The following is a 25,285-nucleotide window of genomic DNA, read 5'->3' as shown; positions in this document are numbered from 1 at the left end:
TAAAACTAACTATGCATGATTTTTTAATGAAGGTAATACTAAAACGCAATGTTTAATAGCTGTCCACTTACTTGCAAAACCTGTAACTCAGCTAGTTTAGCTGTATATTTTGCTTGGTTCTGTGCATTAATTGCATTGAGCAAATTCAATTGTGCTTGTCGAAATTCTAATGAAGTTACTTGTCCTATTTTATAGCGTTCTTGTGTCCTGTCAAAATTATCTTGGTTTGTAAGTACATTTTGTTTCTGGACTTCCAAAACATATAACGTGTTTTTATAAGTTTCCCAGGCATTTTTAATATTCCGTTCTACCTGCATCTCTGTTTGCTGTTGGAGCAATTCTTGATTTTCATAAGTGATCTTAGCATTCTTTACTGAGGTAATCGTACGGCCGCCGTCAAATAAATTCCATGTTAAAGAAGCCCCTACTGACAACCCGTTTGAAGTAGACTGTGTTACAAAAGATGCAGAGTTATTGTTATTTTTATTCCAGCCATAAGAACCTGTTAAACCAATACTTGGGAGATAATTCCCTTTAAGTGACTTTATGGTATAATCATTTATTTTTAAACCTTGTGCCGTTTGCAATAACTGTACATTATTAATTTTTGCCTGCTTATAAAGATCTTCCATTACAAGGTCTGGAATAAAAGCAACTAAAGTATCTACCTCAAAGGCAGTTGACAGGTCTCTGTTTAATACCAAGTTAAGGTCCCGCTTAGCATTGCGTAGAGCTTGTTCAGCATTTATCAGGTTTATACTATCTGTATTTACATCTACTTGTACATTTAATAGATCTAATCCTGTATTTTGCCCATATTCGTTTTGATATTTTGCCCTTGTATAACGGTCTTTAGAAATAGCTAATGTTTTCTTAAGGTTTGCTACATTTTCGGTTATGCGGGCTACTTCATAATATACCGAAAACAATTGAAGAATCGTATTCTCTATGGTTTCTCTCACTTGCAACTCGGAAAGAGCCGAGCGTTCTTTTAATGTTTTGTAATTGTACAATCTTCCCAATCCATCAAACAAGGTATAATTCAAATTAATTGAAGCATTATAACGGGTTGTCTCTGCACCGTTAAGTTCAACTGTGTTACCATCTCTAAAGGTACTTTCCAGATTGTCTTTGTTGTAGGCAGCTCCTGCATTTCCTGTAATGCTGGGTAAGTACCCCGAATTTAATATTCCTGCATTGTTCTCAGCTATCTGAGCATTGTTCTCAGCTATTTGTATATCAAAATTGTTTTGTAATGCCAGTTCTACTGCCATTTGTTTTTTGAGCACTTCTTGTGGGGAAACTATATGTACTCCTGCAACTAGAAGTATAATGGATATGTATTGATTAATGTGCTTCATCCGTTTGTTTTTGCTCTTTTATGGCACGTTCTACCTCTTCTTTTGTCACTGATTTGCCTGTAATTAACCATTTTGCTGTTACTTTTATATAGTTGCTCACTGATAAAAATATAGGAAGCATTAATAAAGTTAATACTGTTGCTATGGCAATTCCATATGAAATGGAAATAGCCATTGGTTTTAAAAACTGCGCTTGCCTGCTTTTTTCAAGAATTAAAGGGGCCAATCCAGCAATCGTTGTGATAGATGTTAAAAAGATAGCCCGAAAACGGGATCTTCCTGCTTCGTATAGCGCTTCTTCATATTTCATTCCTTCTTTTAAAAAGGTATTGAATTTTCCTATCAGCACCAAGCCATCGTTTACCATAATCCCAATTAAAGCAACAATGCCCAACCATGATAGTGCATTTATAGAAAAGCCATGGAGCCAATGCCCCCATGCAACCCCTATAACACTGAATGGAACCATCATTAATAAAAGTAATGGCTGGCTGTAGGAACGGAAGGCAAATGCAATAACAGCATATATCAAAAACAAAATAACCGGAAAAGTTGCTTTTGCAGAGTTTTGCAATTTACTGGCCTGTCTGTTCTGACCCTCAAAAGAAGCTTTTATCGTAGGGTATTTAGACTGTATTTCAGGAATAATCACTGTTCTTATGTCTTCCAGAATATCTGTAGCGCTCTCTCCCGGGGTTTTAAGGTCGGCACTCACTTGTATTTCTCTTAATCCATCTAAGTGATTGATGGCAATATCCCCTCTAGCTATCTCATAACTTGCTATTTCACTTAAAGGTACACGCTCACCTGTAGGTGTTACAATACGCATTGCATCCAATGATTGGATAGACTCGCGGTTTTCCCTATCGTATCGTACCCAAACACGGATTTCATCTTGTCCTCTCTGGAAACGCTGTGCCTGAAACCCAAAGAAAGCAGCGCGTACTTGATTCATCACCGACTGTAAATCTAGCCCTAATAGATATGCTTTTTCTTTTAAATTAATCTTTATTTCCTTTATTCCAGCCGGATCATTGTCATTGATATCTTTGAGCAACGGGTTTTTTGAAAGTGTTGCTTTTAGTTCTTCTTTAGCAACTTTTAATTCCTGAATATTGTTACTCAATAAGGAAACTGATACCGGACTCCCTCCAAAGTTTCCTCCAGAATTAAAGATCAGGTTCTCTACCCCTATTACAGGGCCTACTTTTTCCCTTAAGGTCGATGTAATGTCAGGAGCTGAAGCATCCCTGAATTCCCCCGGCAATAAATTAATGGTCAATGAGGCTACCGAACTTCCGGGACCAATTCTCCTTATGACATTCTCTATCACTTGCCTGTTACCTGTTTGCTTTGTAGTATACTCATCATTTACTTTCCAAGCTGCAGTTTCGATCGTTTGTATGATCGAATCTGTAATACGTTCATTTGTACCCTGTGGCATCGTTAGGTTCACATTTATACGGTCGCTGGCAATACTGGGGAATAATGTGGTTCCTATAACTCCTCCTCCTATAGCACCAATGGTAAGTACAAAAAAGACAATAAAGATTGAAAAAGTAAATAATTGATTTTTAAGCGCAAAGCGAAGTATTGGGCTATATGTTTTGTCTCTCAAATACCTCATGATTTTATCACCTATCTTGTTTATTTGCCTCATTTTGGCAAAGAACATAGCTATCCTATTTGGTTTTACTTCCCTATTGTTTTCTTTTTTCTTTAGTGCTTTCGAATGTGCTAAGTGGGCAGGCAGAATAACCAGTGCCTCAAATAGTGAGACCGTTAGCGTAAGTGTTACAATCGTTGATACTTCTGAAAAGTATTCTCCTATTCTACTATCTAGAAAAAAGAATGTAGCAAATGCCAGTAACGTAGTAACAATGGCAGACACTATAGGTGGAATTACTTCTAAGGTTCCATCTATGGCTGCTTTTATAGGTGATTTTCCTTTTTCGTAGTGTTGAAAAATATTTTCGGCAATTACAATTCCATCATCTACTAAAATGCCTATTACAATAATCATCCCAAATAAGGACAATACGTTGATGGTAACATCAAACATTCCGGCAAAGATGAACATTCCCAAAAAGGAAATCGGCAACCCAAAAGCCACCCAGAATGCTAAACGGGTATTCAGAAATGTGGATAGAAAAAATAACACTAATAAGATTCCTATCATGGCATTTTCTGCCAATAACTGTGTCCGTTGAGTAAGTGTTATAGAAGAGTCGCTTACCACATCTAATTGAATGTTATTGTGCTTTTGGTTGTATTCAGTAATGTATTCTTTTATTTTCTCAGCTGTAGATATTAAATCTTCTGTATTGGTGTTGCTCACTATAACATTTACTGATAGTTTTCCATTGAAGTAGGATGCATCTGGAGTTTCTGAAAAACGGTCTCTTACTTTTGCTATATCTTTTAACCGGATGATATTTCCATTGGGCAAAGCCCTTACAATAAGGTTGTCAAGCTCATCTCCATAATACGACCTATTGCTTGCCCGTATCAGGTATTCTTCTGTGTTGGTTTTGATGTTTCCTCCCGTTACCAGAATATTTGCACGGGAAACTGTCTGGGCTACTTCACTAAAGGTTAAATTATAGGCAATAAGTGCATCTTCTTTGACAGCTATTTCAATTTCTTCCTGAGGATAGCCGGAAATTGCTACTTGTGAAATCCCTTCCATTCCTCTAAGGTCATTTTCAATCTCCCGGGTTATTTGTTTCAGTGTAACTAAAGGAATATTTTCTCCACTGGTTGAAAAACTGATTGTTTGCCGTGTCGCTTCTTGTTTAGCTACTATGATGGGCTCCATCCCCACAGGAAAGGAAGGGACACGATCTACTGCATTTTTAACTTCTTGCAGCATAAAGTCAATATTTTCTCCCTTCATGATCTCTACAGTAACACCCGCTGAATTTTCCCGGGAAACAGAAGTCACCCTATCTATGCCTTCCAACCCTTTTAAATTATCTTCTATTTTAAGGATGATCCCTTCTTCTATTTCTTGTGGGGAAGCGCCCGGGTACACTGCTGTTATATTAATTATTTTGGAATCGACCAATGGAAAAAAAGATGATTTTAAGGAAAGTGCCCCTACGGTTCCAAAAATAAAAAAGGCAATAATGATAACATTAACAGCCACATGGTATTTAATAAAATAAGCAATTATTTTTCTCATGTGTGCAGGTTATTGTTCTTCTGATTTGTATATACTCACCTGCATTCCGGAATAAGCTCCTGGCACAGGCCTAGCTAAAATTATTGTACCATCGGGAATTCCTTTTACAACAGCTTTCTTTTCTGAGAAATAAACCGGTTTCACAGGAAGCGTTTGTAACATACTGTCTTTTACTATAAATATTTCTTTATTGTCCAAGAGTAATGTTCTGGATATTTCTACAGCGTTTGTTTCATTTTTTGTATTCAATGCAGCTTGCAGGTACATACCTTCACGTAATCCGGCCCCCAAAACTTCTATAAATACCTGAATGGTCTGCGATTGCTGGTCAACGCGTCCATTTATCCGCTTAATGATTCCTTCCCAAGTCTTTGTATTGTCAAAGTTATACATGGTAACCTTTGCTCCTGTTTTTAAAAAATCACTATATGATTTACTTACAGACACTTCTAGCTCATACACGGAAGGATCTATAAATTCCCCTAATTTCTGACCGTTTCGTATTAACGTCCCCTCCCTTACGGATGCTTCAGTCAATATTCCTGTAAAAGGTGCAGAAATAGTGTATTTGGACAATCGTTGTTCTAGGTTCTTGATATTGTAATACGTCCCGGTTATGTTCCTTCCAGCTATAAAATATTTTTCTTTGTCTGAAGCTGCTTCAGGTAGCTTGGAAACAGGTTTATCAATGTCAAAATTGTTAAAGTACTGTTGCCATTTTGGATATGCTTCCGAAAAATCAAGCCTGATATCCGGCATAGCAGCCGCAATTATATTGTACAAGTTGCTTTTTTGAGCTTGTACCGAGGCATAGTATTCAGCATTGTCTATATAAAGCAGTGTTTCTCCCTGTTTGTATAGCTGCCCTGTGAGAAAAGGCCGGCTGCTTTTCCTAAAAACGCCTTGCACTTCTGAAAATAGTTCAATACGCCTTTTAGCGGTTAGTGTTCCCTGAGATTTTATAACAATCGGTACTTCACCATTTGTTATGGTATCGGCAAATACTGTTTTTGTTATCTTATTTTCTCTAGGTTTGGGCTTCTTTTTGCTATCGATAATGAGTTTTGCTAAAAAAATGGAGAGGATGATAAGTGCAATCCCTAAAACAGAAAGTATGATCTTTCTCATATGACAAATGTATACGATGGTTGGTTTACAAAACTATTTTTTATTTATGCTATTGATGGTTAAAACTTTCCTAAAATTAACTCAAATTATCAATCGCTTCCTGCAATTTTTCCCATTCTTCCATGTATTTCTTTAATTGGTCTTTTTTAACTTCATAATCAATAAAAAAATCTGAAGAATTGCTAATAGTCTCATAGTCGCTTGCCAGTTTATGGTCTGCCTGGGCAATTTCTTCTTCCATTTCCGTGATTTTTCGTTCTATTTTACTCAATTGATTAGTTAATGATTTTAATTTTTTCTGGTTTTCGTAGGTGTTATTTTTTGAATACGTTTCTTTTTGTTTTATTGTTTTCTCCTTTTTTTCTATGACTCTAAAGCTTTGCGCTTTCCGTTCTTCAAGATAAAAATCAATATCCCCCAGGTACTCTTTTACTTTTTTATCTCTGAATTCATACACTTTGGTTGTAAGTCCCTGAAGAAAATCCCGGTCGTGTGAAACCAATATCAAGGTTCCTTCAAAATTACTGAGGGCTTGTTTTAAAACATGTTTCGATTTAATGTCTAAATGATTGGTAGGTTCGTCCATTACCAATACGTTAAATGGCTGGAGTAACATTTTAGCCAATGCCAACCGGTTACGTTCGCCTCCTGAAAGCACTTTTACCTTCTTATCTACTTCATCTCCTCTAAAGAGAAAAGAGCCTAAAATATCTCTCACCTTAGCCCTATTGGTTTCATTGGCAGCGTCAATCATCGTGTCAAGTACTGTTCTCTCTGTATTTAAATATGCTGCTTGATCTTGTGCAAAATAGCCTAGTTGTACATTGTGCCCTAGTTTCAAGGCCCCTTGATGTGGTATTTCACCAACGATTATTTTTGCTAGCGTAGTTTTTCCCTGTCCATTCTGTCCTACAAAAGCTATTTTCGCACCTCTTTCTATTAAAAGGTCTATATCTTTTAAAACTTGATTGTTGCCATAATGCTTGCATATGCTATGCGCCTCAACAACTACTTTTCCGGGCTGAACAGCTACCGGAAATTGTATGTTCATAACACTATTGTCTTCTTCATCTACCGCTATTCGGTCTATTTTGTCAAGCTTTTTAATAAGTGACTGTGCCATGGAGGCTTTGGAGGCTTTTGCCCTGAATTTTTCTATTAGCCGCTCTGTTTGTTGTATTTGTTTTTCCTGATTCTTTTGAGTAGCTAACTGCTGTTCTCTAATTTCTTTCCTCAGCAATAAATATTTTGAGTAAGGCTTATTATAATCGTAGCTCCTACCCAATGAAATTTCAATAGTACGATTGGTCACATTATCTAAAAACATCTTGTCATGTGATACAATGACCACTGCTCCGTTATAGTTTTTTAGAAATTGTTCTAACCAGATGATGGACTCTATATCGAGGTGGTTGGTCGGTTCATCCAACAATAACACATCGTTGTTTTGTAGCAATAATTTTGCTAATTCTATCCGCATGCGCCACCCCCCCGAAAATGTTTCTGTCGGCTTTTGAAAGTCTTCCCTTTTGAAGCCTAAGCCTATCAATACTTTCTCAGTATCGCCTTCATAATTGTATCCTCCTATTATCTCATACTGATGAGTTGTATCATTAAGGGCCACCATTAAATCATGGTACGCTTCACTTTCATAATCGGTCCGTTCAACTAATTGGGTATTTATTTCTTCTAACTTTTTTTCTAGTTTTTTTATATCTACAAAAGCTTCATAGGCTTCTTCTAAAACGGTTCTGCCTTTTTCAAAGTCAATATCCTGTTTTAGGAAACCTATTTTTACATCTTTATCAGATGCTATTGTTCCTGTATCAGGGGTTATTTCGCCTGCCAAAAGTTTAAGTATGGTTGACTTCCCTGCTCCATTTTTTCCTATTAGGCCTACTTTATCACCTGCATTTAACCTGAAAGTCACTTCTTCAAAAAGACTTTCTCCCCCAAATACTACCGATATATTATGAATGTTCAACATATTTGTAACTACAGTTACTCAATTAATAGATTCCTATTGTATTTTTGTAAAAAACATTTTGCAAATGTTAAAAAAAGGAACGAAACTCTACAGTATTTTAACAGGAACCTGTCCAAAGTGTCAATCTGAAAGCATGTACCGGTCTAAGAATATGTACATTCCTTCTGAAACACTTATGATGAACACTGCATGTTCCCATTGTGGATTAAAGTACAAAATAGAACCTTCCTTTTTCTACGGAGCTATGTACGTGAGCTATGCCGTAGGTATTGCTTTTGCCTTAGCAGCTTTTATGGTTTCTTATCTTTTTATCGGCACAGGGTTAAAAGTGGCTTTTATTGTTATCGTCGCCACATTGATTGCTTTTATGCCTGTTATTATGCGGCTTTCCAGAAATATCTGGATCAATTTTTTTATAAAATACAACGCTAATTCTTCAAAATAACCTAGTTTTAACTCGTTGTATTAACATATTTTGATTCATAACGCTCAATAGTTATTTCCTTATCTATTTCTTCTCTATATTCAATGTGGTTATACAATTGCTTTGAAACATAAGGGGCTACCATGACACCTCTCGTACCTAATCCATTTAACAGGTATATATTTTTATGCTTTGGATGTTGTCCTATTAAAGGCCTTCTATCCGCAACTGTTGGACGTATCCCTGCCTCTTGATTGATCACTTCAAAATCACATTTCAAAAAGGTTGCAAGCTTTTCCAATAGTTCTTTTCTTGCTTCTTTAGTTGGTTTGTTGGTTTTATCCTTCCATTTATATGTTGCTCCTATTTTGTATAGATCATCTCCCAATGGGATTATAAAAACTGCTGATTTTACTACTTCGCTCAATATCAATTTGGGAGCTTTTATTGTGATCAATTCTCCCTTTGTTCCATTCAATGGTAAATAGTTAAAAAATGGGTTCTTTATCATGCCAAACCCTTCACAAAAAACTATTTTTTTTGGAGCTATGTCTTTATAGCTAAGCTTATTGCCATCTATTTCCAGACGTTCATATTCAAATGGTTCTGAAACGTATTTTTTATTATCGGATAAATATTCTTTGTAGGCTTTTTGTAGTGCTTTAATAGCTATTCTTCCGGTCCCTAATACCTCCCCATATCCAAATGGAGCGTCAATGCAGCTATTGTAGTCTTTAATTAGTTGGGTTGACAAAAATGAAGCCATTTCCGGTTTGTCGCACACTTCATACCAACGATTTTGTTCTTCTATAGAAGCAAACCGTCTATATACCGGAAGCTGATGATCAAATTGTTTGTTGAATTTTGCTTCTAATTGCCTATAAAATGGCAATGCCATTTCTAATTGTTCTCCTGCTTTCCAAGCTTTTGTATATCTTTTTAAAATAACCGGGTTGTACAACCCTCCTGCAACTCTTGAGGATTGTTGAGAATCGTCATCAAACACAACGTAGGATTTGTTGTTTTTTTCTAAAATTTCACAAAAAGAAATTCCAGCCAACCCTAATCCAACAATTATATAATCTATCATCTTGCTAAATTAAAAAACGCCCACAGATGTGAGCGTTTTTATATTACTTTTCTAGGAATTAATAATTCCACATATCTTGTTCAAAGTCACGGATTTGTTCTTTGATTTTCTGTGACTCTAATAGTTGGAACAGTGAGTTATCACTTAGGTAATCATAAATTTCACGATCGCCATATACATTATCTTCCTTATAGATATACCCATTAAAGCGCCGGGCATTTAAAAGATGGTCAAAGGATATCGGCTTAGCACTATTTTTTTGATTAAACACTTTTGCATCATACAAAATCTGGCGTGCACTAGGGTACCATACCCAAAACAATTCTACCAAATCAGGGGTTTCGCTATCTATGAAATTCACATCAGGTGCCACAGGAGCAATTCCCAAAATCCGGTATTTCAGCTCTCCATGACGCTTATCAAAATACCATAAGCCCTTTACACGCCATTCCTCTATATCAGCAGCAGTCAACTTTCGTTTATTTATATACTCCGGAGAAATAGGCTCGCCTGCATTATACTGTTCATAGCCTGCATCTGTAGTGTCTATTTTCACTAGTGTTGCTTCAAGATCTTTTAACGTTCTTTTTTCCGTAAAATAAGAATCGGTATATACTTCTTTTAAGTTTCCGTTCCTTATGTTTATCATTATATTGTCATATAATGAACGCCTGTCAGTACCTATTCCTATAGTATCTAAAGGGTAGTAGAACGGGAAGTTTACACGCTCATCAAGGTCAATGATTTCCCATGTAGTTTTTGACCATAGAATATCTCGATCATCTACATATCCATAGGGTAACGGCCCATCATTGTCAGCTAATTTTTGTTCTTCTGTCTTCACGCCTATTTCACTAGGAAGCTTAGCATTAAGCAAATTAGCCTGCGCAAAAAGTTCTGCGATTACAAAGATTCCGATAATTGATAGATATATGTTTTTCCTATTCATACGATACCTGTTACTGTTAATTTGTAAGTTCAATTACGACAGGAGATACTTTCTTAAGTTTATAAGTCCTATTATTTGTAATATACGCCTGAATATCAAATATTTGAACGGCATCTCCCCTTCTAGCTCTCTTCAGGGTGTTTTTCGCCCTGGTGTCCAATTTATTTCCCCGTACTTCAACAGTAGGTTGCCCGGGAACTTTAAATTTAAATCCGCTTATTGCAAGGTTCAAATCAAAGTCGAAATCTTCCAAGATAGCTCCAATCGTTGATATTTCAAGGTTGTTCCTTGGCATTTTAACTTCTCCAAATTCACCACGGATAGTCCCGGATGGTCTAGGAATATCTTTAATCCTAAATTCAGATGGCGTTCTCACTACTTGCCCATCAGGGAGTGTTCCACTGGCTGTTATTGTTACTGTTCTCCCTGTTCCAGGATTCATTACATATTTGCTTCCTGAAACTTTTGAAAGTCCCGGAGCAGCTGCTGTAACTTTATTGTCAGGTACTCCCGGGATAGAAATTGTAATTGGATTGGCAACGCCTCTATAAACTACGTTCATCTTATCTGCTGAAATAACGGCTGCATTGGGCTTTGTTATTACTGCAAAGGTTTGGTCTACTGGAACAGCCAATCGTTCTCCATCTTGGTCAAAATATAGGTTTCCGGTTATCTTATGGTCACCGGCACTCCCGGCATTGACGTTTAATTTTACTTTTCCTCCATCCATAGTGAAATCATTTGCTGAAAGCTTGCGCCCATCAAGAAATAATTCTACTTCGTTTGGCTTTGTGGTTGCATCTGTTCTACCAAGCACAATTTGTCCATCAAATTTTTCGCCTTGGTAATAGGCTGATTTGGGTTGCTCCAAAAGTGTGGTATAATTGGTCATAGATACCTCTGTACGAAGCTGTCCTTCAAGCATTTTAGAAAGCGCATCTTCTTCAGTTGCTTTTATATCAGCTTGCATCTGCGTGATTTTTGTTAAGGACGCTATTAACGGAAATCCTTCAAAATGATAGTTTAACCAATCTACCGGACGGCCATCACGATTGGTTACCTTTCCATTTTCTCCGGTACTGAACCTCGCTTTAACAGCTTCTTCTGTATCGTTATATGTATCGGGAAGTGCTTCTATGACACCTTCTCGATAATTGTTCATTTTATCAACGAACTCTTGTCCTTTTGAAGAATACTTATCTCCTTCAAAAAACTGTTGATCCAGAAAATCCGATTTGTCCATTACTTCATAATCTTTATCATCTTTTAAGCCGGTTTTCATTTCTGTTTTTAACTCTTCCAAATAGCTATAATATTCTTCTGATATTGTCTTTATAGTTGCAGCATTCTGGAAGAGTTCTCCAAACTTTTCAGGTTGTTCTTCTGCTTTTATTTTTAACCCTTCAAAAAAGGCTAAGTTATTTTCTGTTGTTTTTGTATTAGAAGATTGGAGCTTTTCGTTCATGAGTCCAAAAGCAGACAATACCTCTTTACTCATATTCAATGCCAACATGGCGATGAATACCAAATACATGAGGTTTATCATCTTTTGTCTTGGGGATAATTTATTTCCTGCCATTTCTAATCAGTTTTAGGTTTTTAATAGTTAGGGGTCTTACTAATTAGTTTTTGCTCATAGCAGATAACATTCCTCCATACACATTGTTTAGTGAAGAAAGGTTAGATGTTAAAAACTCCATTTGTTCTTTTAATTTCCCTGCATTACTGGTTACCTCTTCATTAATGCTGGCTTGTCTGTTTGCACTTTCTAATTGTACTTTGTACAAACTGTTCAAAGATTCCATCTGTGCAGCAGCCAAAGAAAGTTCTTCACTGTATTTTTTAGTAGAGTTGATAGCATCTACTGAAGGTCCCATATTGCGTGCTGCATCTTCAAATTTCCGGATGCTTTGTCCTAGACTGGACATTAATTCTGAATCTATTTTTGCTTCTTTTAATAAATCGTCTAGTTTTTTCGATAAGATCGTTTCCGCTTCTTTAGCTTGTGCAGCGTCTTTCTTTTTAGACGATCCTCCTGAAAGTTCAGGGTATACCAATGACCAATCTAGGTCTTCTTCTACAGGCTCAAAGGCTGATATTGCAAAAATGACTGCTTCGGTGATCAATCCTATCGCTAATAGTGATCCTCCATTTAAAGGGCCTAATTCCCAGTGAAGGATTTTAAATAATGCTCCTAGAATTACAATGGAAGCTCCTAAACCATATGCTAGGTTGAATAATTTTTTAGATGATTTTGACTGTGCCATAATAATTTGTTTTTAAGTTAAGTATAATTTATTGATTGGGTTAATTATTTTGTGTTTTTCGTTGCTTCTGTTCCTAAATAATCCTGAACGGTACGGAAGCCTATATAACTTCTTGCTGAATCTTTATATTCATAATCTCTAGAGCTTACTCTTAGAAAATATGCCACATCTTTCCATGATCCTCCCCTTATAACTTTTCGCTTATTTACATCATCATATACATTGGGATTCATCGTTGAAGTATATTCATAGGCATTGGGGTCATATGAGGAGTTTGTCCATTCAGAAACATTTCCCGCCATATTATACAGATCATAGTCATTAGGTTCATATGACTTTGCTTCTACGGTGTACAAGGCATTGTCTGCAGCATAATCTCCTCGTTGAGGTTTGAAATTAGCCATGAAGCACCCCCTGTCATTCAAAATGTAAGGGCCTCCCCAAGGATAAATACCTGATTCTAATCCACCTCTTGCTGCATATTCCCATTCTGCTTCGGTTGGAAGCCTAAACTGATTGACATGTTGACGGTTTCTCGAACGTTGATCATCATTCTTGTACTTTGTCCTCCATGCACAGAACGCTCTTGCCTGGTCCCAACTGACTCCCACAACAGGATAATCACTAAATGCATCATGCCAGAAATAGTCATTGTGCATAGGTTCGTTGTATGAATAATTGAAGTCTTTTATCCATACGGTAGTATCTGGGTATATTCCTATCTCTTCAGTACGTATAAAATCTTTTCTGGTTTTTCCTTCTCTATCTTTTGCTGCTGCCTGAATGTCCATCCATGTATAATGGTATTTGAGCTTTTTTACATCTATGGTAGGGACACCATTATAGGTTTCTTCTGCAGACAAATACATAGAATCCATTACTTCTGCATAGTATTCATCAGGATAATCATCTACATTCCACTCTAAGTCAATATCTTTATTAAGCATCCTGCCTTCATAACCGGTAGGACCAAAGCCAACATAATTGTCAAGCATATATTTGTCATACACAGAAAGTTTTGAAGTATCCGCATCTTTAAACGCATATTCACCAATCCCTCCATTACCGGGAACTTCTCCTAGTTCATCGGCTAAAATTGCAAGACGTGTTCTTATAATGGAATCTTCTACCCACTCTACAAATTGCCTGTACTCGCTGTTTGTGATTTCTGTTTCGTCCATGTAGAAGGAACGGACGGTAACTGTTTTGGTGGGTGCGTTAAGGACTTCTGCATAATCATCATCTGCTTTCCCCATTATAAAAGCACCACCGGGGACGAGGGTCATACCATAGGGTTTCTCAGGATGCCATTTTTTACCTTTTACACCCACTAATTCCCCTCTGTTCTTAGAACCACAGCTATACAAAAGTAATCCTGAGATTATAACTATAAATAGCTTCTTCATAAATACTGGTTACTGGTTAAGTTTAATTTCAAGATTCAAGACCGTAAACCTATTTAAATATTTTGAAATAAACAATTTTTCCAAAAATATGTTCATTTCATCGATACTTAAATGTTTTTTGACCGAATTCATCTTTATACAATTGTTTTTTTATAAGCTCTCCACCATCTTTCAGGGATTATCTGATTACACGCATCTAAATAATCTTGGTGGGTGCAAGGTAATAACGCATGTCTTTTTAATTTATTATTTAAGTCTGGAATTAATGGTACTTCTATCCACCAACGGCCGGAAATATCACTTTTATAAAAAGAAAGTTCCTCTTCTTCTATTGGCACTATGTACTTTTCATAAGATTCATGGGAGGTATACGGATAATCATTTTTTCTGTAATTTACCCCTTCGACGAAATACCATATCATTTGTGCCGTCAACTGAGAGCATTGTGGGGTATTTTCGTTTTCATAAATTCCAAATGATGAAACGCTATCACTGATCCCTGCATATCTGGCAATAGCACATATTTCCCTACTGTCGAAACCGTTTGGATATATATGGTTTTTACCCAATAGCTCAGTGCTTTTCACTGCAGTCATATCTATACTTACAATATCTGCATCCCTCAATAAGGGCTCTACAATGGTAATATCTTCTGAGATTTGCCCTAATCGATAAGCATCAAAAAAAAGCTTATCTATTAAATCAATCTCTTCTTGTGCATTGTAATACGTTTGATATCCTATATTACAAAAATTGAACAGGTTGTTAGGTTTTTCTACTATAATTTTACTCATGTATGATTCCGAAGAGATCAGCTCATCTGTCCCTCCAAAGTCAAACTTGCTATCTACGGAAACCAAATTAACCATTTGACCTAATTTATCATACGCCCTGTACGTAGCATATGTAAGGTCATGCCCTCCTCCTATTAAAACAGGGATGATTTTTTTTTGAAGCAGTTCTCTCATAACGGTACTGACTGCGTAGTAAGTATCTTCCACAGTATCACCACTTTCAATATCACCAAGGTCCGCTATGGAAGTATTCCAATTGCCATAGAATAGCTCATACAAAGCTATTCGCATATTTGAAAAGCTGATTTTTTGGTTAGGTTGAAAATGTGCTTTTCGGGTTTCTTTGATTCCTATCAAAGCAATTTGAATACCTGAAAGATCAGGGATTCCTTCTTGTTCAGTGTGAATTTTTATTGATCTTCCAAGCGCTTGTTTAGGCAGTAATTGATTGTGGGCCAATACCACTTTTTCTACCGGAGAGAGAAAATCAACGTTCATTTATTATTTTTTTGATTTTGATTTTTTAGCAGGTGTTTGTTTTTTAAGAATCTCTTTTACTTCTTCCAGCGTCAATTTTGTTGCATCCACTTCTTTCGGGAGCTCTATTTTTGTTCTTCCTTTAATAATCGTTGAACGTCCCCATCTTGCTTTTTCTACACGAATATCTTCTTCTCTCCAATTATGGATAACTTTTTCAGCATCTTTTTTTAGTTTTCCTTCTATAAGTTGCTCAATATCATCAGCAGAAAGATTTTCAAAATCATATTTCTTGCTTACATTCACGAACATATTGTTCCATTTAATAAAAGGTCCGAAACGACCTTTCCCTTTTATTACACCTAAGCCTTTATAGGTTGCTATAGGAGCATCTGCCTTCTGTTTTTGTTTAATCAATTCGATCGCTCTCTCCAATGTAACATCAAAAAGACTGTCTTCTTTTTCTAAGGAAACAAACGATTTACCATATCGGATATAAGGCCCATACCTGCCCACATTTACGGCTAATTCCTCACCTTCATATTCGCCTAGCGATCGTGGCAGCTTGAATAGGTCCAATGCTTCTTCAAATGTAATAGTGTCTATAGACTGATCGGGAAGAAGGCTTGCAAATCTGGGTTTTTCATCTTCATCTGCCGTTCCAATCTGTACCATGGAACCAAAGCGACCTAGCCGGACACTCACTTGCCGGCCCGTTTCAGGGTCAACTCCTAAAATGCGCTCTCCTTTTTCTCTTTCTGCTGTTTCTTCTACTTCTTTTACTTGTGGGTGAAAATCCCCATAGAAATCTTTCATCATTGAAGTCCAATCTTCTTTTCCGGAAGCTATGTGATCAAAATCTTCTTCTACTTTAGCTGTGAAATGGTAGTCTAATATTCCTGAGAAATGATTTACTAGAAAATCGTTTACAATCATCCCTATGTCTGTAGGCACCAATTTTCCTTTGTCTGAACCTATACGTTCTGTAAGTTTTTGTTCTTTTATAGTATCTCCTGATAACATCAGCTGTGTATAGCTTCTTTCCTGCCCTTCAATACTCCCCTTTTGTACATAGCCTCTGTTTTGTATGGTTGAAATTGTAGGAGCATATGTTGACGGACGGCCAATACCTAGTTCCTCTAGCTTTTTAACCAGTGAAGCTTCTGTATAACGATATGGGGGTCTTGTAAAACGTTCTGTAGCAGTAATGTACTTCGGATATACTTCTTCATTAACCTTTAACTCAGGTAGCATTCCTTCTTGTTCTTCATTTTCCTCATCTGTGCCTTCAATATAGACTTTTAAAAAACCGTCAAATTTTAATACTTCACCATTAGCGGTGAACATTTCGTCATGTGTACTTGTTGCTATTTTAACATTAGTCCGCTCCAATTCAGCTGCACTCATTTGAGAGGCAATGGTACGCTTCCATATTAATTCATATAAACGAGCCTGATCCCTTTCTACATTGACTATTTGCTTTGATATGTCTGTAGGACGAATCGCTTCATGGGCTTCTTGTGCTCCTTTTGTTTTTCCCGTATAATTTCTTGAGTTGCTATATTTTTTTCCAAACGACTTTTCTATTTCGTTTTTAGCAGCTGCTATGGCCTCATTAGATAGGTTTACACTATCTGTTCGCATGTAAGTAATCAACCCTGCTTCATACAGCCGTTGCGCTACGCTCATAGTTTTACCCACAGAAAAGTATAATTTCCGCGAAGCCTCTTGTTGTAAAGTAGAGGTAGTAAAAGGTGCCGAAGGATATTTCTTTGCAGGCTTAGTGTCTAATGACGCTACTTTAAAAATAGCTGTTTTGTTTTTTTCTAAAAATGCTTCAGCAGCTTCTTTTGTAGCAAAGGATTTTCCGAGTTTTGCTAAAAACGTTTTTCCTGTATCAGTTTTAAACTCAACAACAACTTTATAGGATGCCTCTGGGACAAATCTTTGTATTTCCCGTTCACGTTCTACTATCAACCGCACAGAAACTGACTGCACCCTTCCTGCTGATAAGCCTGTTTTTACTTTTTTCCAAAGCACCGGAGATAGTTCATAGCCTACCAATCTATCCAATACCCTCCTAGCTTGTTGTGCATTTACCAGATTATGGTCTATTTGACGAGGGTTTTCTATTGCCTTTAAAATGGCATTTTTAGTAATTGAATTAAAAACAATCCGCTTGGTTTTTTCTTTATCCAATTTAAGCTCTTCTGCTAAGTGCCATGCAATAGCCTCTCCTTCGCGATCCTCATCACTAGCAAGCCATATAGTTTCTGCTTTTTTTGCCAGCTCCTTCAACTTCTTAACAATTTCTTTTTTGTCTTTTGGAACAATGTACTTTGGCTTAAAACCTTTGGTGACATCTACTCCCATTTCTTTGGACGGAAGATCAGCAATATGACCAAAACTGGATACTACTTTGTAATCCTTTCCTAGAAATTTTTCAATGGTTTTTGCCTTCGCAGGCGACTCTACAATTACTAAATTCTTAGCCATGCATACTTTTTTGAAAGTACAAAAGTAACAGATTTTACTAATTCCTTATGGTAAGGACAGCGTTTTTAGAAACTCAATTCGTATAATAAGGACAAAAAACGATGGTTTTCAGACAAAGATGTTTCTTCTGTATTATAACTATATTGTATTTTAAATGTATTCTTATTTTTTCTAAAACTCGCTCCTATCCGCACACTTACAACACTGTTTTTTGCATCCAATGTAAAGGGAGCATTATCATTTAAAAAACTTCCTTCTATCAACGTATTATGGCCCACATATCTGTACGCAATTGTAAGGTGCCCAAAGTTTTCAGACCCACTGGTACTAATCATGTTCTGCAATGCCGTATTATTTAATTTTCTTCGGTTTCCGAATGACAAGGTAACCCCTTCTTCTAGAAAAATATCTTTGGTCCCTAAAGACGCTTCTGTAGCAAAACTCAAAAATAGGCTCTGATCATCCGTAAGGATCATATCATAAACATATTTCCCCTTTAGATTCATCATTACTTCTCCTGGTATTTGTGCTACATAACTAGGATGATCAATATTAATAAAATCATGATACCATTGGTGTATTTGGCGCACTAATGATTCTTCTCCTGTTACGCCAATCTCTAGATTCAGTCCAAAAAGATGTTTTTCATCTGATTTCATAACTTCCCCTGAAAGATACATCCAACCGGCAAAAGGATAATCAAATAAATTCGTATCTGTCTCTGTAAAATTATCCGGCGTATATGCCATTTGACCGATAGTAAGGTTAAGTTGAAGTGTATGCTGCTCTGTGTTTTTAAAAATAAAATCGGAAGAAAGCCTCCTGCTGTAGCGTATATGGCTTCCAAAAGAATAATAACGATCAGAAAATATATAAGAATCATTATCCGATCTAAACGATAGTTGGTTTTTATACAACACCTCCTGAGAAAAGGCCACATATGACAATAACAGAAATAAAATTAATATATAGCGCAACATTTCCTTTTTAAATAATTTTTCAAAGAAACTAAATTTGAGACTATTCTGACAAATAAAAACCTGACACTTTGACACCTCATTAAATTAATTTATCTTTGTCCATCATTTAAGCGCGATGGAAAAAGTAATTGATGAACGAAAACAAGGTGAAAGTCTTGTAATGCCTGAAAAGACTGTCAATACACGTAAATTGTATATTGAAAGTTACGGCTGCCAGATGAATTTTTCTGATAGTGAAATTGTTGCTTCCATATTAGCCAATGAAGGGTTCAACACTACACAGCAACTAGAAGAAGCTGATTTAGTACTGGTGAACACTTGTTCCATAAGAGATAAAGCAGAGCAAACAGTCCGTAAACGCCTAGAGAAATTTAATGCTGTAAAAAAGATTAACCCGAACATGAAAGTAGGAGTTTTGGGTTGTATGGCGGAACGCTTGAAGAATAAGTTTCTCGAAGAAGAAAAAATTGTGGACATGGTGGTAGGTCCTGATGCCTATAAAGATTTGCCCAATCTTATTCAGGAAATTGATGAAGGAAGAAATGCAGTAAACGTAATTCTTTCTAAAGATGAAACTTACGGCGATATTGCACCCGTTCGGTTAAACAGTAATGGAGTGAGTGCCTTTGTTTCCATAACACGAGGCTGTGACAATATGTGTACTTTTTGTGTAGTACCTTTTACAAGAGGGCGTGAACGTAGCCGAGATCCGGAATCTATTGTAGATGAAGTCAACCAATTATGGGATAAAGGTTATAAAGAAGTAACACTATTGGGTCAGAATGTAGATAGTTATTTATGGTATGGCGGAGGATTAAAAAAAGATTTTGATAACGCTTCGGAAATACAGAAAGCGACAGCGGTTAATTTTACTATGCTTCTGGATATGGTTGCCACGGCACAACCAAAAATGCGTATCCGGTTTTCTACCTCAAACCCACAAGATATGACAGAAGATGTATTGCATGTGATGGCTGCTCATAGGAACATTTGCAAATACATTCATTTACCGGTTCAGAGCGGAAGCAACCGTATTTTAAAAAAGATGAACCGCCTGCATACCCGCGAGGAATACTTCAAGTTAATTGATACCATCAGAGAGATTATTCCCGAATGTGCCATCTCACAAGATATGATTGCTGGCTTTCCTACTGAAACAGAAGAAGATCATCAGGATACACTCTCTTTAATGGAGTATGTTAAATATGATTTCGGATTTATGTTTGCTTATTCTGAGCGGCCTGGCACGCTTGCTGCCCGAAAAATGGAGGATGATGTTCCGGAAGATGTAAAAAAACAAAGGCTTTCAGAAATCATCAACCTACAGCAAAAACACGGATTGTACCGCACGCAGCAACATTTGGGTAACACGGAAGAAGTACTGATTGAAGGGGTTTCCAAAAAATCGGAAGCCCACTGGATGGGAAGAAATACACAAAATACTGTTGTTGTTTTTCCGAAAGGAAATTATAAAATCGGTGATTTTGTCAATGTAAAAATAAATGAATGCACTTCAGCAACCCTTATCGGTGAGGCTGTTGGGTATTCAGACAATAATTAAAAATCATTACGAATAGACCAATCACTCCCTTCGGTTGAGATAACATAAGAATATTGACTTTATAAAACATGGAATCTGTTCAAGCTATAAAACAACGTTTCGGAATTATTGGAAACAACATTAAACTCAATAGAGCTATTGAAAAAGCCATTCAAGTAGCCCCCACTGACATCTCCGTATTGGTTACCGGAGAAAGTGGTGTTGGTAAAGAGAGCATTCCAAAAATAATTCATTCGCTCTCACACCGTAAACATGGTAAATACATCGCTGTGAACTGTGGAGCTATTCCTGAAGGGACCATCGATAGTGAATTGTTTGGGCATGAAAAAGGGTCTTTTACCGGAGCTACGGGAACTAGGAGTGGTTATTTTGAAGAAGCTGACGGAGGGACCATTTTTCTAGATGAAGTAGGTGAACTCCCCCTAACCACACAAGTAAGGTTATTACGTGTACTCGAAAATGGTGAGTTCATCAAAGTAGGTTCGTCAAAAGTGCAAAAAACCAATGTACGAATTGTAGCTGCCACCAACATCAATATGTTTGAAGCCATTAAAAAAGGAAAATTCAGAGAAGATTTGTACTATCGGTTGAGTACTGTTGAAATTTTGTTACCACCATTGCGCGAACGAAAAGAAGACATCCATCTATTGTTCAGAAAGTTTGCAGCTGATTTTGCCCAAAAATATAAAATGCCTTCCATACGGTTAGAAGAAGATGCTGTAGCTTCATTATTGAAATATCGATGGAGCGGAAATATACGGCAACTTCGAAATGTAGCAGAACAAATTTCTGTATTGGAAGAAAAGAGAACCATTAGTGCAAATACCTTAGCCAGTTACCTTCCAGGAACACAAAGCAATTTGCCTGCCATAATAAGTAATGGAAAATCTGAAAGTGATTTTAGCAATGAACGTGAAATTTTGTACAAAGTGTTGTTTGATATGAAAAGTGATTTGAACGACCTGAAAAAGCTTACGATGCAGCTCATGCAAACTGGCGATAACAAAAAGGTACAAGAAGACAATCAAAGCCTCATTCAAAAAATCTATGGAAATGATGAAGAAACCATTCCGTATGAAAATGCAGAAGACCCTGTAGAAGTTGTTCACATCCCTGAAAAAACAGAAGACCCTGTTGCCTCTAGAGAAGATAAATATCACTTTGCTGAAGAAATTGAGGAAGAAGAAACCCTTTCTTTACAAGAAAAAGAAATAGAACTCATTAAAAAAGCATTGGAACGCAATAGAGGCAAGCGAAAAGCAGCTGCTTCCGAACTAGGTATTTCCGAAAGAACACTTTACAGAAAAATAAAACAGTATGATTTGTAATTTGTTGAATATATTTACCGTATGAATCGAGCAACGCATTTTTTGTACATTATACTTTTTATTTTTATTTTCCATGGATGTGGTGTGTACAATTTTACAGGGGGGAGCACAGGGAACGCAAAAACCTTCCAAGTTAACTTTTTTCAAAACAATGCTCCTGTTATAGAACCCGGATTAGATCGGGATTTTACACTTGCATTACAGGACGTTATTCTAAGTCAGACTAATTTAGATCTTGTCAATGCCAATGGAAATCTTGTTTATGAAGGAGAAATTGTGGACTATCGGATTTCACCCAACAGTGCCACAGCCAATCAAACAGCCGCCCAAAACAGGCTTACTATTGCCGTAAATGTAAGGTACATAAACAATTTGGAGGAGGGTAAAGATTTTGAAAGGCGCTTTTCATTCTTTTTTGACTATCCTGCCGCAACTCAGATAAACACCATAAAACAAACTGCTTTTGAAGCTATTTTTGACCGTTTAACACAAGACATTTTTAATGCCTCTCTTGCCGATTGGTAGAGACTATATAGATTTATAATGGATAAAAACGATTTTACATCCTTAATTCAATATCCAGAAAAAGTAACAAAAGAGCATGTTCCTTACTTAGAAGATGTCATTAAAGATTATCCTTTCTTCCAGGCTGCAAGGTCCATTTATCTAAAAGCATTGAAAAATCAGAACAGTCATAAATATAACGAAGCATTAAAAAATACCGCTGCTCATACCACAGACCGAACCGTATTGTTTGATTTTATCACTTCTGAAAAGTTCCTTCAACATGAAGTAGCAAATACCATCCAAACAAATCAATTAAAAGAGCGGTCAAAAACAACTGGTTCAAAAGAAAAAACAACTGCTCAAAAGATATATTTAGGGACTAAAAAGGAAGCTGATGCCGTGCTAGACCCTCATCTCTTTAAGAAAAAAGAAGTTATTAAAGAAAAATCAAGAACTCCAGAGGAAACTTTACAAGTAGGAAAACCTATAACTTTTAAAAAAAATGAAAAACATCCTTTTATTGAATGGTTAAGAATTACAGAAACCAAGCTCATTCAAAGAAATAAAAAAGAACAAAAAAAACCGATTGCACCAAAAAATAAAAAATTTGAACTTATTGATAAATTTATAGAAACCAACCCTAAAATAGTTCCCGATAAAGAAGCTACTTCCAATAAAAATTTAGCTGAAACACATCAAATAATACCGGATGAGTTGATGACAGAGACATTGGCAAAAGTATATCTGGAACAAAAAAAATATAAAAAAGCAATACAAGCTTATAAAATTTTAAGTTTGAAATATCCGGAAAAAAGTGGTTTCTTTGCAGACCAAATTCGAGCAATAGAAAAATTACAGTAAAAAAATAACAGGTACAAGAGATGAGTACATTTTCAATTTTTTTGGTCTTGATAATTATTGTAGCCTTTTTATTAGTACTAGTCATCATGGTACAAAATCCTAAGGGTGGCGGGTTGTCATCATCATTCGGGGGTGGAGGCAGTCAAATTGTAGGAGGCGTTAAAAAAACAGGCGACTTCTTAGATAAGAGCACATGGACATTGGCAACTTTATTAGGGGCATTAATACTACTTTCAAATATTACTATAAAATCAGGTAATTCTAATACAGACTCTAAACTATTAGATAATGAAAACATTGAGAATACCGTTCCTGAAACAAGCCCTGCTGAAATCCCTTCAACTGTGACGGATTCTACAACCACCGAGTAAAACTTACATGATACATAAATATACAAATGCCGGCAAAATGACAAGCTGGCATTTTTTTTATCGCTTTGTCAGGTTATATGGTGATTGGCATAATTTCTGTCAATATAAACACGAAAAAATTAATCAATTAAAAATTACTTCATAATGGCTAAACTAAATATTAAACCACTAGCAGACAGGGTTCTTGTAGAACCTGCTCCGGTAGAAACCACCACCGCTTCAGGTATTATTATCCCCGACACGGTAAAAGAAAAACCACAAAAGGGAGTTGTCGTAGCAGTAGGTCCCGGAACTAAAGATGACCCAATGACTGTTAAAATTGGTGATACTGTACTATACGGAAAATATTCAGGAACAGAACTAAAACTAGAAGGCACTGACTATCTGATGATGCGTGAAAGTGATATTCTAGCCATCATCTAATAACTTAAAAACTCAGACTTTTAATTAAAAAACCAAGAAAAATGGCAAAAGATATAAAATTTGACATCGATGCACGTGATGGCCTTAAAAAAGGTGTAGATGCACTGGCCAATGCTGTAAAAGTAACATTAGGGCCAAAAGGGCGCAATGTAATCATTAGTAAGTCCTTTGGAGCACCCACCGTTACAAAAGATGGTGTTACCGTTGCTAAAGAAATAGAATTAGAAGACGCTACCGAAAACATGGGAGCACAAATGGTAAAAGAAGTAGCCTCTAAAACCAATGATTTGGCAGGTGACGGAACTACAACTGCTACAGTTTTAGCACAGGCAATTGTAAAAGAAGGCCTGAAAAATGTGGCTGCAGGTGCCAATCCAATGGACCTTAAAAGAGGTATTGATAAAGCTGTAGAAAGTATCGTAAAGGATTTGGAAAAACAAGCTACTGCTGTAGGCGATTCCTCAGAAAAAATAAAACAAGTAGCCGCCATCTCTGCAAACAATGATGGCAATATCGGAGACCTAATAGCACAAGCTTTTGAAAAAGTTGGTAAAGAAGGGGTAATTACAGTAGAAGAAGCTAAAGGAACCGAGACGTACGTAGATGTAGTAGAAGGGATGAAGTTTGATCGTGGTTACATTTCTCCATACTTTGTGACTGATGCGGAGAAAATGGTCACTGAACTGGAAAATCCGTTAATCCTTATTACAGATAAAAAAATCTCCAACCTTGATGAAAGTTTTGTAGAAATCCTAAACAAAGCTGTCCAGTCAGGAAAACCATTACTTATCATTGCAGAAGATCTTGAAGGAACAGCACTGTCAGGCTTAGTTGTCAACAAACTAAGAGGACAATTAAAAGTAGCTGCTGTAAAGGCACCCGGATTTGGTGACAGAAGAAAAGCAATGTTAGAAGACATTGCCATATTAACCGGAGGTACTGTAATTTCTGAAGAAAGAGGCTTTACACTAGAAAATGCCACTTTGGATATGCTTGGAACTGCTGAAAAAGTAGCTATTGACAAAGACAATACTACCATCGTAAATGGTTCCGGTGACCCTGAAAACATTAAGGCTCGGGTGAATCAAATTAAGGCTCAGATAGAAACTACTACATCTGATTATGATAGAGAAAAACTTCAAGAGCGTCTGGCCAAATTGGCCGGAGGGGTAGCTGTTCTTTATGTAGGTGCTGCATCTGAAGTAGAAATGAAAGAGAAAAAAGACCGTGTAGATGATGCACTCCATGCTACAAGAGCAGCCGTAGAAGAAGGTATTGTAGCCGGCGGTGGTGTAGCTTTAGTAAGGGCGAAAGCTGTACTTGACAAAGTAAAAACCATTAATGAAGATGAAGCCACAGGCGTACAAATCGTTGCCCGTGCTATAGAATCCCCTCTTAGGACCATTGTAGAAAATGCAGGTGGCGAAGGTTCTGTAGTAATTGCTAAAGTATTGGAAGGCAAAAATGATTTTGGATACGATGCTAAATCTGAAGAATATGTAAACATGCTAAAAGCAGGGATTATTGATCCTAAAAAAGTAACCCGAGTTGCTTTGGAGAATGCCGCTTCTGTGGCCGGAATGATCCTTACTACCGAATGTGCTTTAGTAGATATTAAAGAAGATAACCCCGCAGGCGGAATGCCTCCAATGGGTGGTGGCGGAATGCCGGGAATGATGTAATACCATCTA

The 25,285-nt window shown here is 36.7% G+C and carries 20 protein-coding genes; 8 read left to right on the top strand and 12 right to left on the bottom strand.

Annotation, left to right across the window (positions count from 1 at the left end):
• Window positions 1-38: 38 nt before the first annotated feature.
• The 4 genes from WBG21_RS10785 to WBG21_RS10770 all read right to left on the bottom strand — a co-directional run bounded on the left by WBG21_RS10785 (window position 39) and on the right by WBG21_RS10770 (window position 7,660).
• A complete protein-coding gene (locus WBG21_RS10785) occupies window positions 39-1,361 on the bottom strand; it encodes a TolC family protein (protein ID WP_340077775.1) in 1,323 nt (440 codons plus the stop codon).
• Entirely contained in the window at window positions 1,348-4,545 is a 3,198-nt protein-coding gene (locus tag WBG21_RS10780) for an efflux RND transporter permease subunit (protein WP_340077773.1), read from the bottom strand. The genes WBG21_RS10785 and WBG21_RS10780 overlap by 14 nt, the downstream gene beginning before the upstream one ends.
• A 9-nt stretch (window positions 4,546-4,554) precedes the next feature.
• On the bottom strand, window positions 4,555-5,673 hold the full coding sequence (locus tag WBG21_RS10775) for an efflux RND transporter periplasmic adaptor subunit (RefSeq protein ID WP_340077771.1): 1,119 nt from the start codon (window positions 5,671-5,673) through the stop codon (window positions 4,555-4,557).
• Between the two features lie 76 nt (window positions 5,674-5,749).
• Window positions 5,750-7,660 carry an ABC-F family ATP-binding cassette domain-containing protein gene (locus tag WBG21_RS10770; protein WP_340077769.1) on the bottom strand — a complete coding sequence of 637 codons (1,911 nt, stop codon included), beginning with the start codon at window positions 7,658-7,660 and terminating at the stop codon, window positions 5,750-5,752.
• Window positions 7,661-7,724: 64 nt separating this feature from the next.
• On the opposite strand from WBG21_RS10770, the gene WBG21_RS10765 reads away from it, so the two are divergent.
• Window positions 7,725-8,105 (top strand): DUF983 domain-containing protein, encoded by a 381-nt coding sequence (locus WBG21_RS10765; RefSeq protein WP_340077767.1) that lies wholly within the window; start codon window positions 7,725-7,727, stop codon window positions 8,103-8,105.
• A gap of 7 nt (window positions 8,106-8,112) precedes the next feature.
• Here WBG21_RS10765 and WBG21_RS10760 read toward each other — a convergent pair whose 3' ends face one another.
• The 8 genes from WBG21_RS10760 to WBG21_RS10725 all read right to left on the bottom strand — a co-directional run bounded on the left by WBG21_RS10760 (window position 8,113) and on the right by WBG21_RS10725 (window position 18,543).
• Window positions 8,113-9,174: an NAD(P)/FAD-dependent oxidoreductase gene (locus WBG21_RS10760; protein WP_340077765.1), complete on the bottom strand. Its 1,062-nt coding sequence runs from the start codon at window positions 9,172-9,174 to the stop codon at window positions 8,113-8,115.
• A 58-nt stretch (window positions 9,175-9,232) separates the two neighbouring features.
• Window positions 9,233-10,123: a type IX secretion system ring subunit PorN/GldN gene (gene porN / locus WBG21_RS10755; RefSeq protein WP_340077763.1), complete on the bottom strand. Its 891-nt coding sequence runs from the start codon at window positions 10,121-10,123 to the stop codon at window positions 9,233-9,235.
• Between the two features lie 16 nt (window positions 10,124-10,139).
• On the bottom strand, window positions 10,140-11,702 hold the full coding sequence (gene porM / locus WBG21_RS10750; protein WP_340077761.1) for a type IX secretion system motor protein PorM/GldM: 1,563 nt from the start codon (window positions 11,700-11,702) through the stop codon (window positions 10,140-10,142).
• Window positions 11,703-11,745: 43 nt separating this feature from the next.
• Window positions 11,746-12,390, bottom strand: a complete 645-nt coding sequence (porL, locus tag WBG21_RS10745; RefSeq protein ID WP_340077759.1) for a type IX secretion system motor protein PorL/GldL — start codon at window positions 12,388-12,390, stop codon at window positions 11,746-11,748.
• Between the two features lie 44 nt (window positions 12,391-12,434).
• On the bottom strand, window positions 12,435-13,796 hold the full coding sequence (gene porK, locus WBG21_RS10740) for a T9SS ring complex lipoprotein PorK/GldK (RefSeq protein ID WP_340077757.1): 1,362 nt from the start codon (window positions 13,794-13,796) through the stop codon (window positions 12,435-12,437).
• 134 nt (window positions 13,797-13,930) lie between these two features.
• Window positions 13,931-15,088 (bottom strand): formimidoylglutamase, encoded by a 1,158-nt coding sequence (locus WBG21_RS10735; RefSeq protein ID WP_340077755.1) that lies wholly within the window; start codon window positions 15,086-15,088, stop codon window positions 13,931-13,933.
• A 3-nt stretch (window positions 15,089-15,091) separates the two neighbouring features.
• A complete protein-coding gene (topA, locus tag WBG21_RS10730) occupies window positions 15,092-17,563 on the bottom strand; it encodes a type I DNA topoisomerase (RefSeq protein ID WP_340077753.1) in 2,472 nt (823 codons plus the stop codon).
• Window positions 17,564-17,628: 65 nt separating this feature from the next.
• Window positions 17,629-18,543, bottom strand: coding sequence for a lipid A-modifier LpxR family protein (locus tag WBG21_RS10725; RefSeq protein ID WP_340077751.1), 915 nt, complete (start codon window positions 18,541-18,543; stop codon window positions 17,629-17,631).
• A gap of 115 nt (window positions 18,544-18,658) precedes the next feature.
• Here WBG21_RS10725 and miaB point away from each other — a divergent pair, with 115 nt between their 5' ends.
• From miaB to groL, 7 genes are all read left to right on the top strand, one after another.
• Entirely contained in the window at window positions 18,659-20,104 is a 1,446-nt protein-coding gene (miaB, locus tag WBG21_RS10720; RefSeq protein ID WP_340077749.1) for a tRNA (N6-isopentenyl adenosine(37)-C2)-methylthiotransferase MiaB, read from the top strand.
• 68 nt (window positions 20,105-20,172) lie between these two features.
• Window positions 20,173-21,432 (top strand): sigma-54 interaction domain-containing protein, encoded by a 1,260-nt coding sequence (locus WBG21_RS10715; protein WP_340077747.1) that lies wholly within the window; start codon window positions 20,173-20,175, stop codon window positions 21,430-21,432.
• 21 nt (window positions 21,433-21,453) lie between these two features.
• The gene (locus tag WBG21_RS10710) at window positions 21,454-21,957 is read left to right on the top strand and encodes an LptE family protein (protein ID WP_340077745.1); all 504 of its coding nucleotides are present in this window, start codon (window positions 21,454-21,456) and stop codon (window positions 21,955-21,957) included.
• Window positions 21,958-21,975: 18 nt separating this feature from the next.
• Window positions 21,976-22,800: a hypothetical protein gene (locus WBG21_RS10705; protein ID WP_340077743.1), complete on the top strand. Its 825-nt coding sequence runs from the start codon at window positions 21,976-21,978 to the stop codon at window positions 22,798-22,800.
• 20 nt (window positions 22,801-22,820) lie between these two features.
• Complete coding sequence (gene secG, locus WBG21_RS10700; RefSeq protein WP_340077741.1) at window positions 22,821-23,171, top strand: preprotein translocase subunit SecG; 351 nt, start codon at window positions 22,821-22,823, stop codon at window positions 23,169-23,171.
• A 144-nt stretch (window positions 23,172-23,315) separates the two neighbouring features.
• A complete protein-coding gene (locus tag WBG21_RS10695) occupies window positions 23,316-23,594 on the top strand; it encodes a co-chaperone GroES (protein WP_340077739.1) in 279 nt (92 codons plus the stop codon).
• A gap of 41 nt (window positions 23,595-23,635) precedes the next feature.
• Window positions 23,636-25,276 (top strand): chaperonin GroEL, encoded by a 1,641-nt coding sequence (groL, locus tag WBG21_RS10690; RefSeq protein ID WP_340077737.1) that lies wholly within the window; start codon window positions 23,636-23,638, stop codon window positions 25,274-25,276.
• Window positions 25,277-25,285 lie beyond the last annotated feature (9 nt).

Source organism: Leptobacterium meishanense (assembly GCF_037645805.1).
GTDB classification, from domain to species: domain Bacteria; phylum Bacteroidota; class Bacteroidia; order Flavobacteriales; family Flavobacteriaceae; genus Leptobacterium_A; species Leptobacterium_A meishanense.
This window is presented reverse-complemented; position numbering and strand designations above follow the sequence as displayed.

What these genes read in the sequence shown, in the direction of transcription:
- WBG21_RS10785 (WP_340077775.1), bottom strand. Translation starts at nt 1,361, where the DNA reads ATGAAGCACATTAATCAATACATATCCATTATACTTCTAGTTGCAGGA.
- WBG21_RS10780 (WP_340077773.1), bottom strand. Translation starts at nt 4,545, where the DNA reads ATGAGAAAAATAATTGCTTATTTTATTAAATACCATGTGGCTGTTAAT.
- WBG21_RS10775 (WP_340077771.1), bottom strand. Translation starts at nt 5,673, where the DNA reads ATGAGAAAGATCATACTTTCTGTTTTAGGGATTGCACTTATCATCCTC.
- WBG21_RS10770 (WP_340077769.1), bottom strand. Translation starts at nt 7,660, where the DNA reads ATGTTGAACATTCATAATATATCGGTAGTATTTGGGGGAGAAAGTCTT.
- WBG21_RS10765 (WP_340077767.1), top strand. Translation starts at nt 7,725, where the DNA reads ATGTTAAAAAAAGGAACGAAACTCTACAGTATTTTAACAGGAACCTGT.
- WBG21_RS10760 (WP_340077765.1), bottom strand. Translation starts at nt 9,174, where the DNA reads ATGATAGATTATATAATTGTTGGATTAGGGTTGGCTGGAATTTCTTTT.
- porN (WP_340077763.1), bottom strand. Translation starts at nt 10,123, where the DNA reads ATGAATAGGAAAAACATATATCTATCAATTATCGGAATCTTTGTAATC.
- porM (WP_340077761.1), bottom strand. Translation starts at nt 11,702, where the DNA reads ATGGCAGGAAATAAATTATCCCCAAGACAAAAGATGATAAACCTCATG.
- porL (WP_340077759.1), bottom strand. Translation starts at nt 12,390, where the DNA reads ATGGCACAGTCAAAATCATCTAAAAAATTATTCAACCTAGCATATGGT.
- porK (WP_340077757.1), bottom strand. Translation starts at nt 13,796, where the DNA reads ATGAAGAAGCTATTTATAGTTATAATCTCAGGATTACTTTTGTATAGC.
- WBG21_RS10735 (WP_340077755.1), bottom strand. Translation starts at nt 15,088, where the DNA reads ATGAACGTTGATTTTCTCTCTCCGGTAGAAAAAGTGGTATTGGCCCAC.
- topA (WP_340077753.1), bottom strand. Translation starts at nt 17,563, where the DNA reads ATGGCTAAGAATTTAGTAATTGTAGAGTCGCCTGCGAAGGCAAAAACC.
- WBG21_RS10725 (WP_340077751.1), bottom strand. Translation starts at nt 18,543, where the DNA reads ATGTTGCGCTATATATTAATTTTATTTCTGTTATTGTCATATGTGGCC.
- miaB (WP_340077749.1), top strand. Translation starts at nt 18,659, where the DNA reads ATGGAAAAAGTAATTGATGAACGAAAACAAGGTGAAAGTCTTGTAATG.
- WBG21_RS10715 (WP_340077747.1), top strand. Translation starts at nt 20,173, where the DNA reads ATGGAATCTGTTCAAGCTATAAAACAACGTTTCGGAATTATTGGAAAC.
- WBG21_RS10710 (WP_340077745.1), top strand. Translation starts at nt 21,454, where the DNA reads ATGAATCGAGCAACGCATTTTTTGTACATTATACTTTTTATTTTTATT.
- WBG21_RS10705 (WP_340077743.1), top strand. Translation starts at nt 21,976, where the DNA reads ATGGATAAAAACGATTTTACATCCTTAATTCAATATCCAGAAAAAGTA.
- secG (WP_340077741.1), top strand. Translation starts at nt 22,821, where the DNA reads ATGAGTACATTTTCAATTTTTTTGGTCTTGATAATTATTGTAGCCTTT.
- WBG21_RS10695 (WP_340077739.1), top strand. Translation starts at nt 23,316, where the DNA reads ATGGCTAAACTAAATATTAAACCACTAGCAGACAGGGTTCTTGTAGAA.
- groL (WP_340077737.1), top strand. Translation starts at nt 23,636, where the DNA reads ATGGCAAAAGATATAAAATTTGACATCGATGCACGTGATGGCCTTAAA.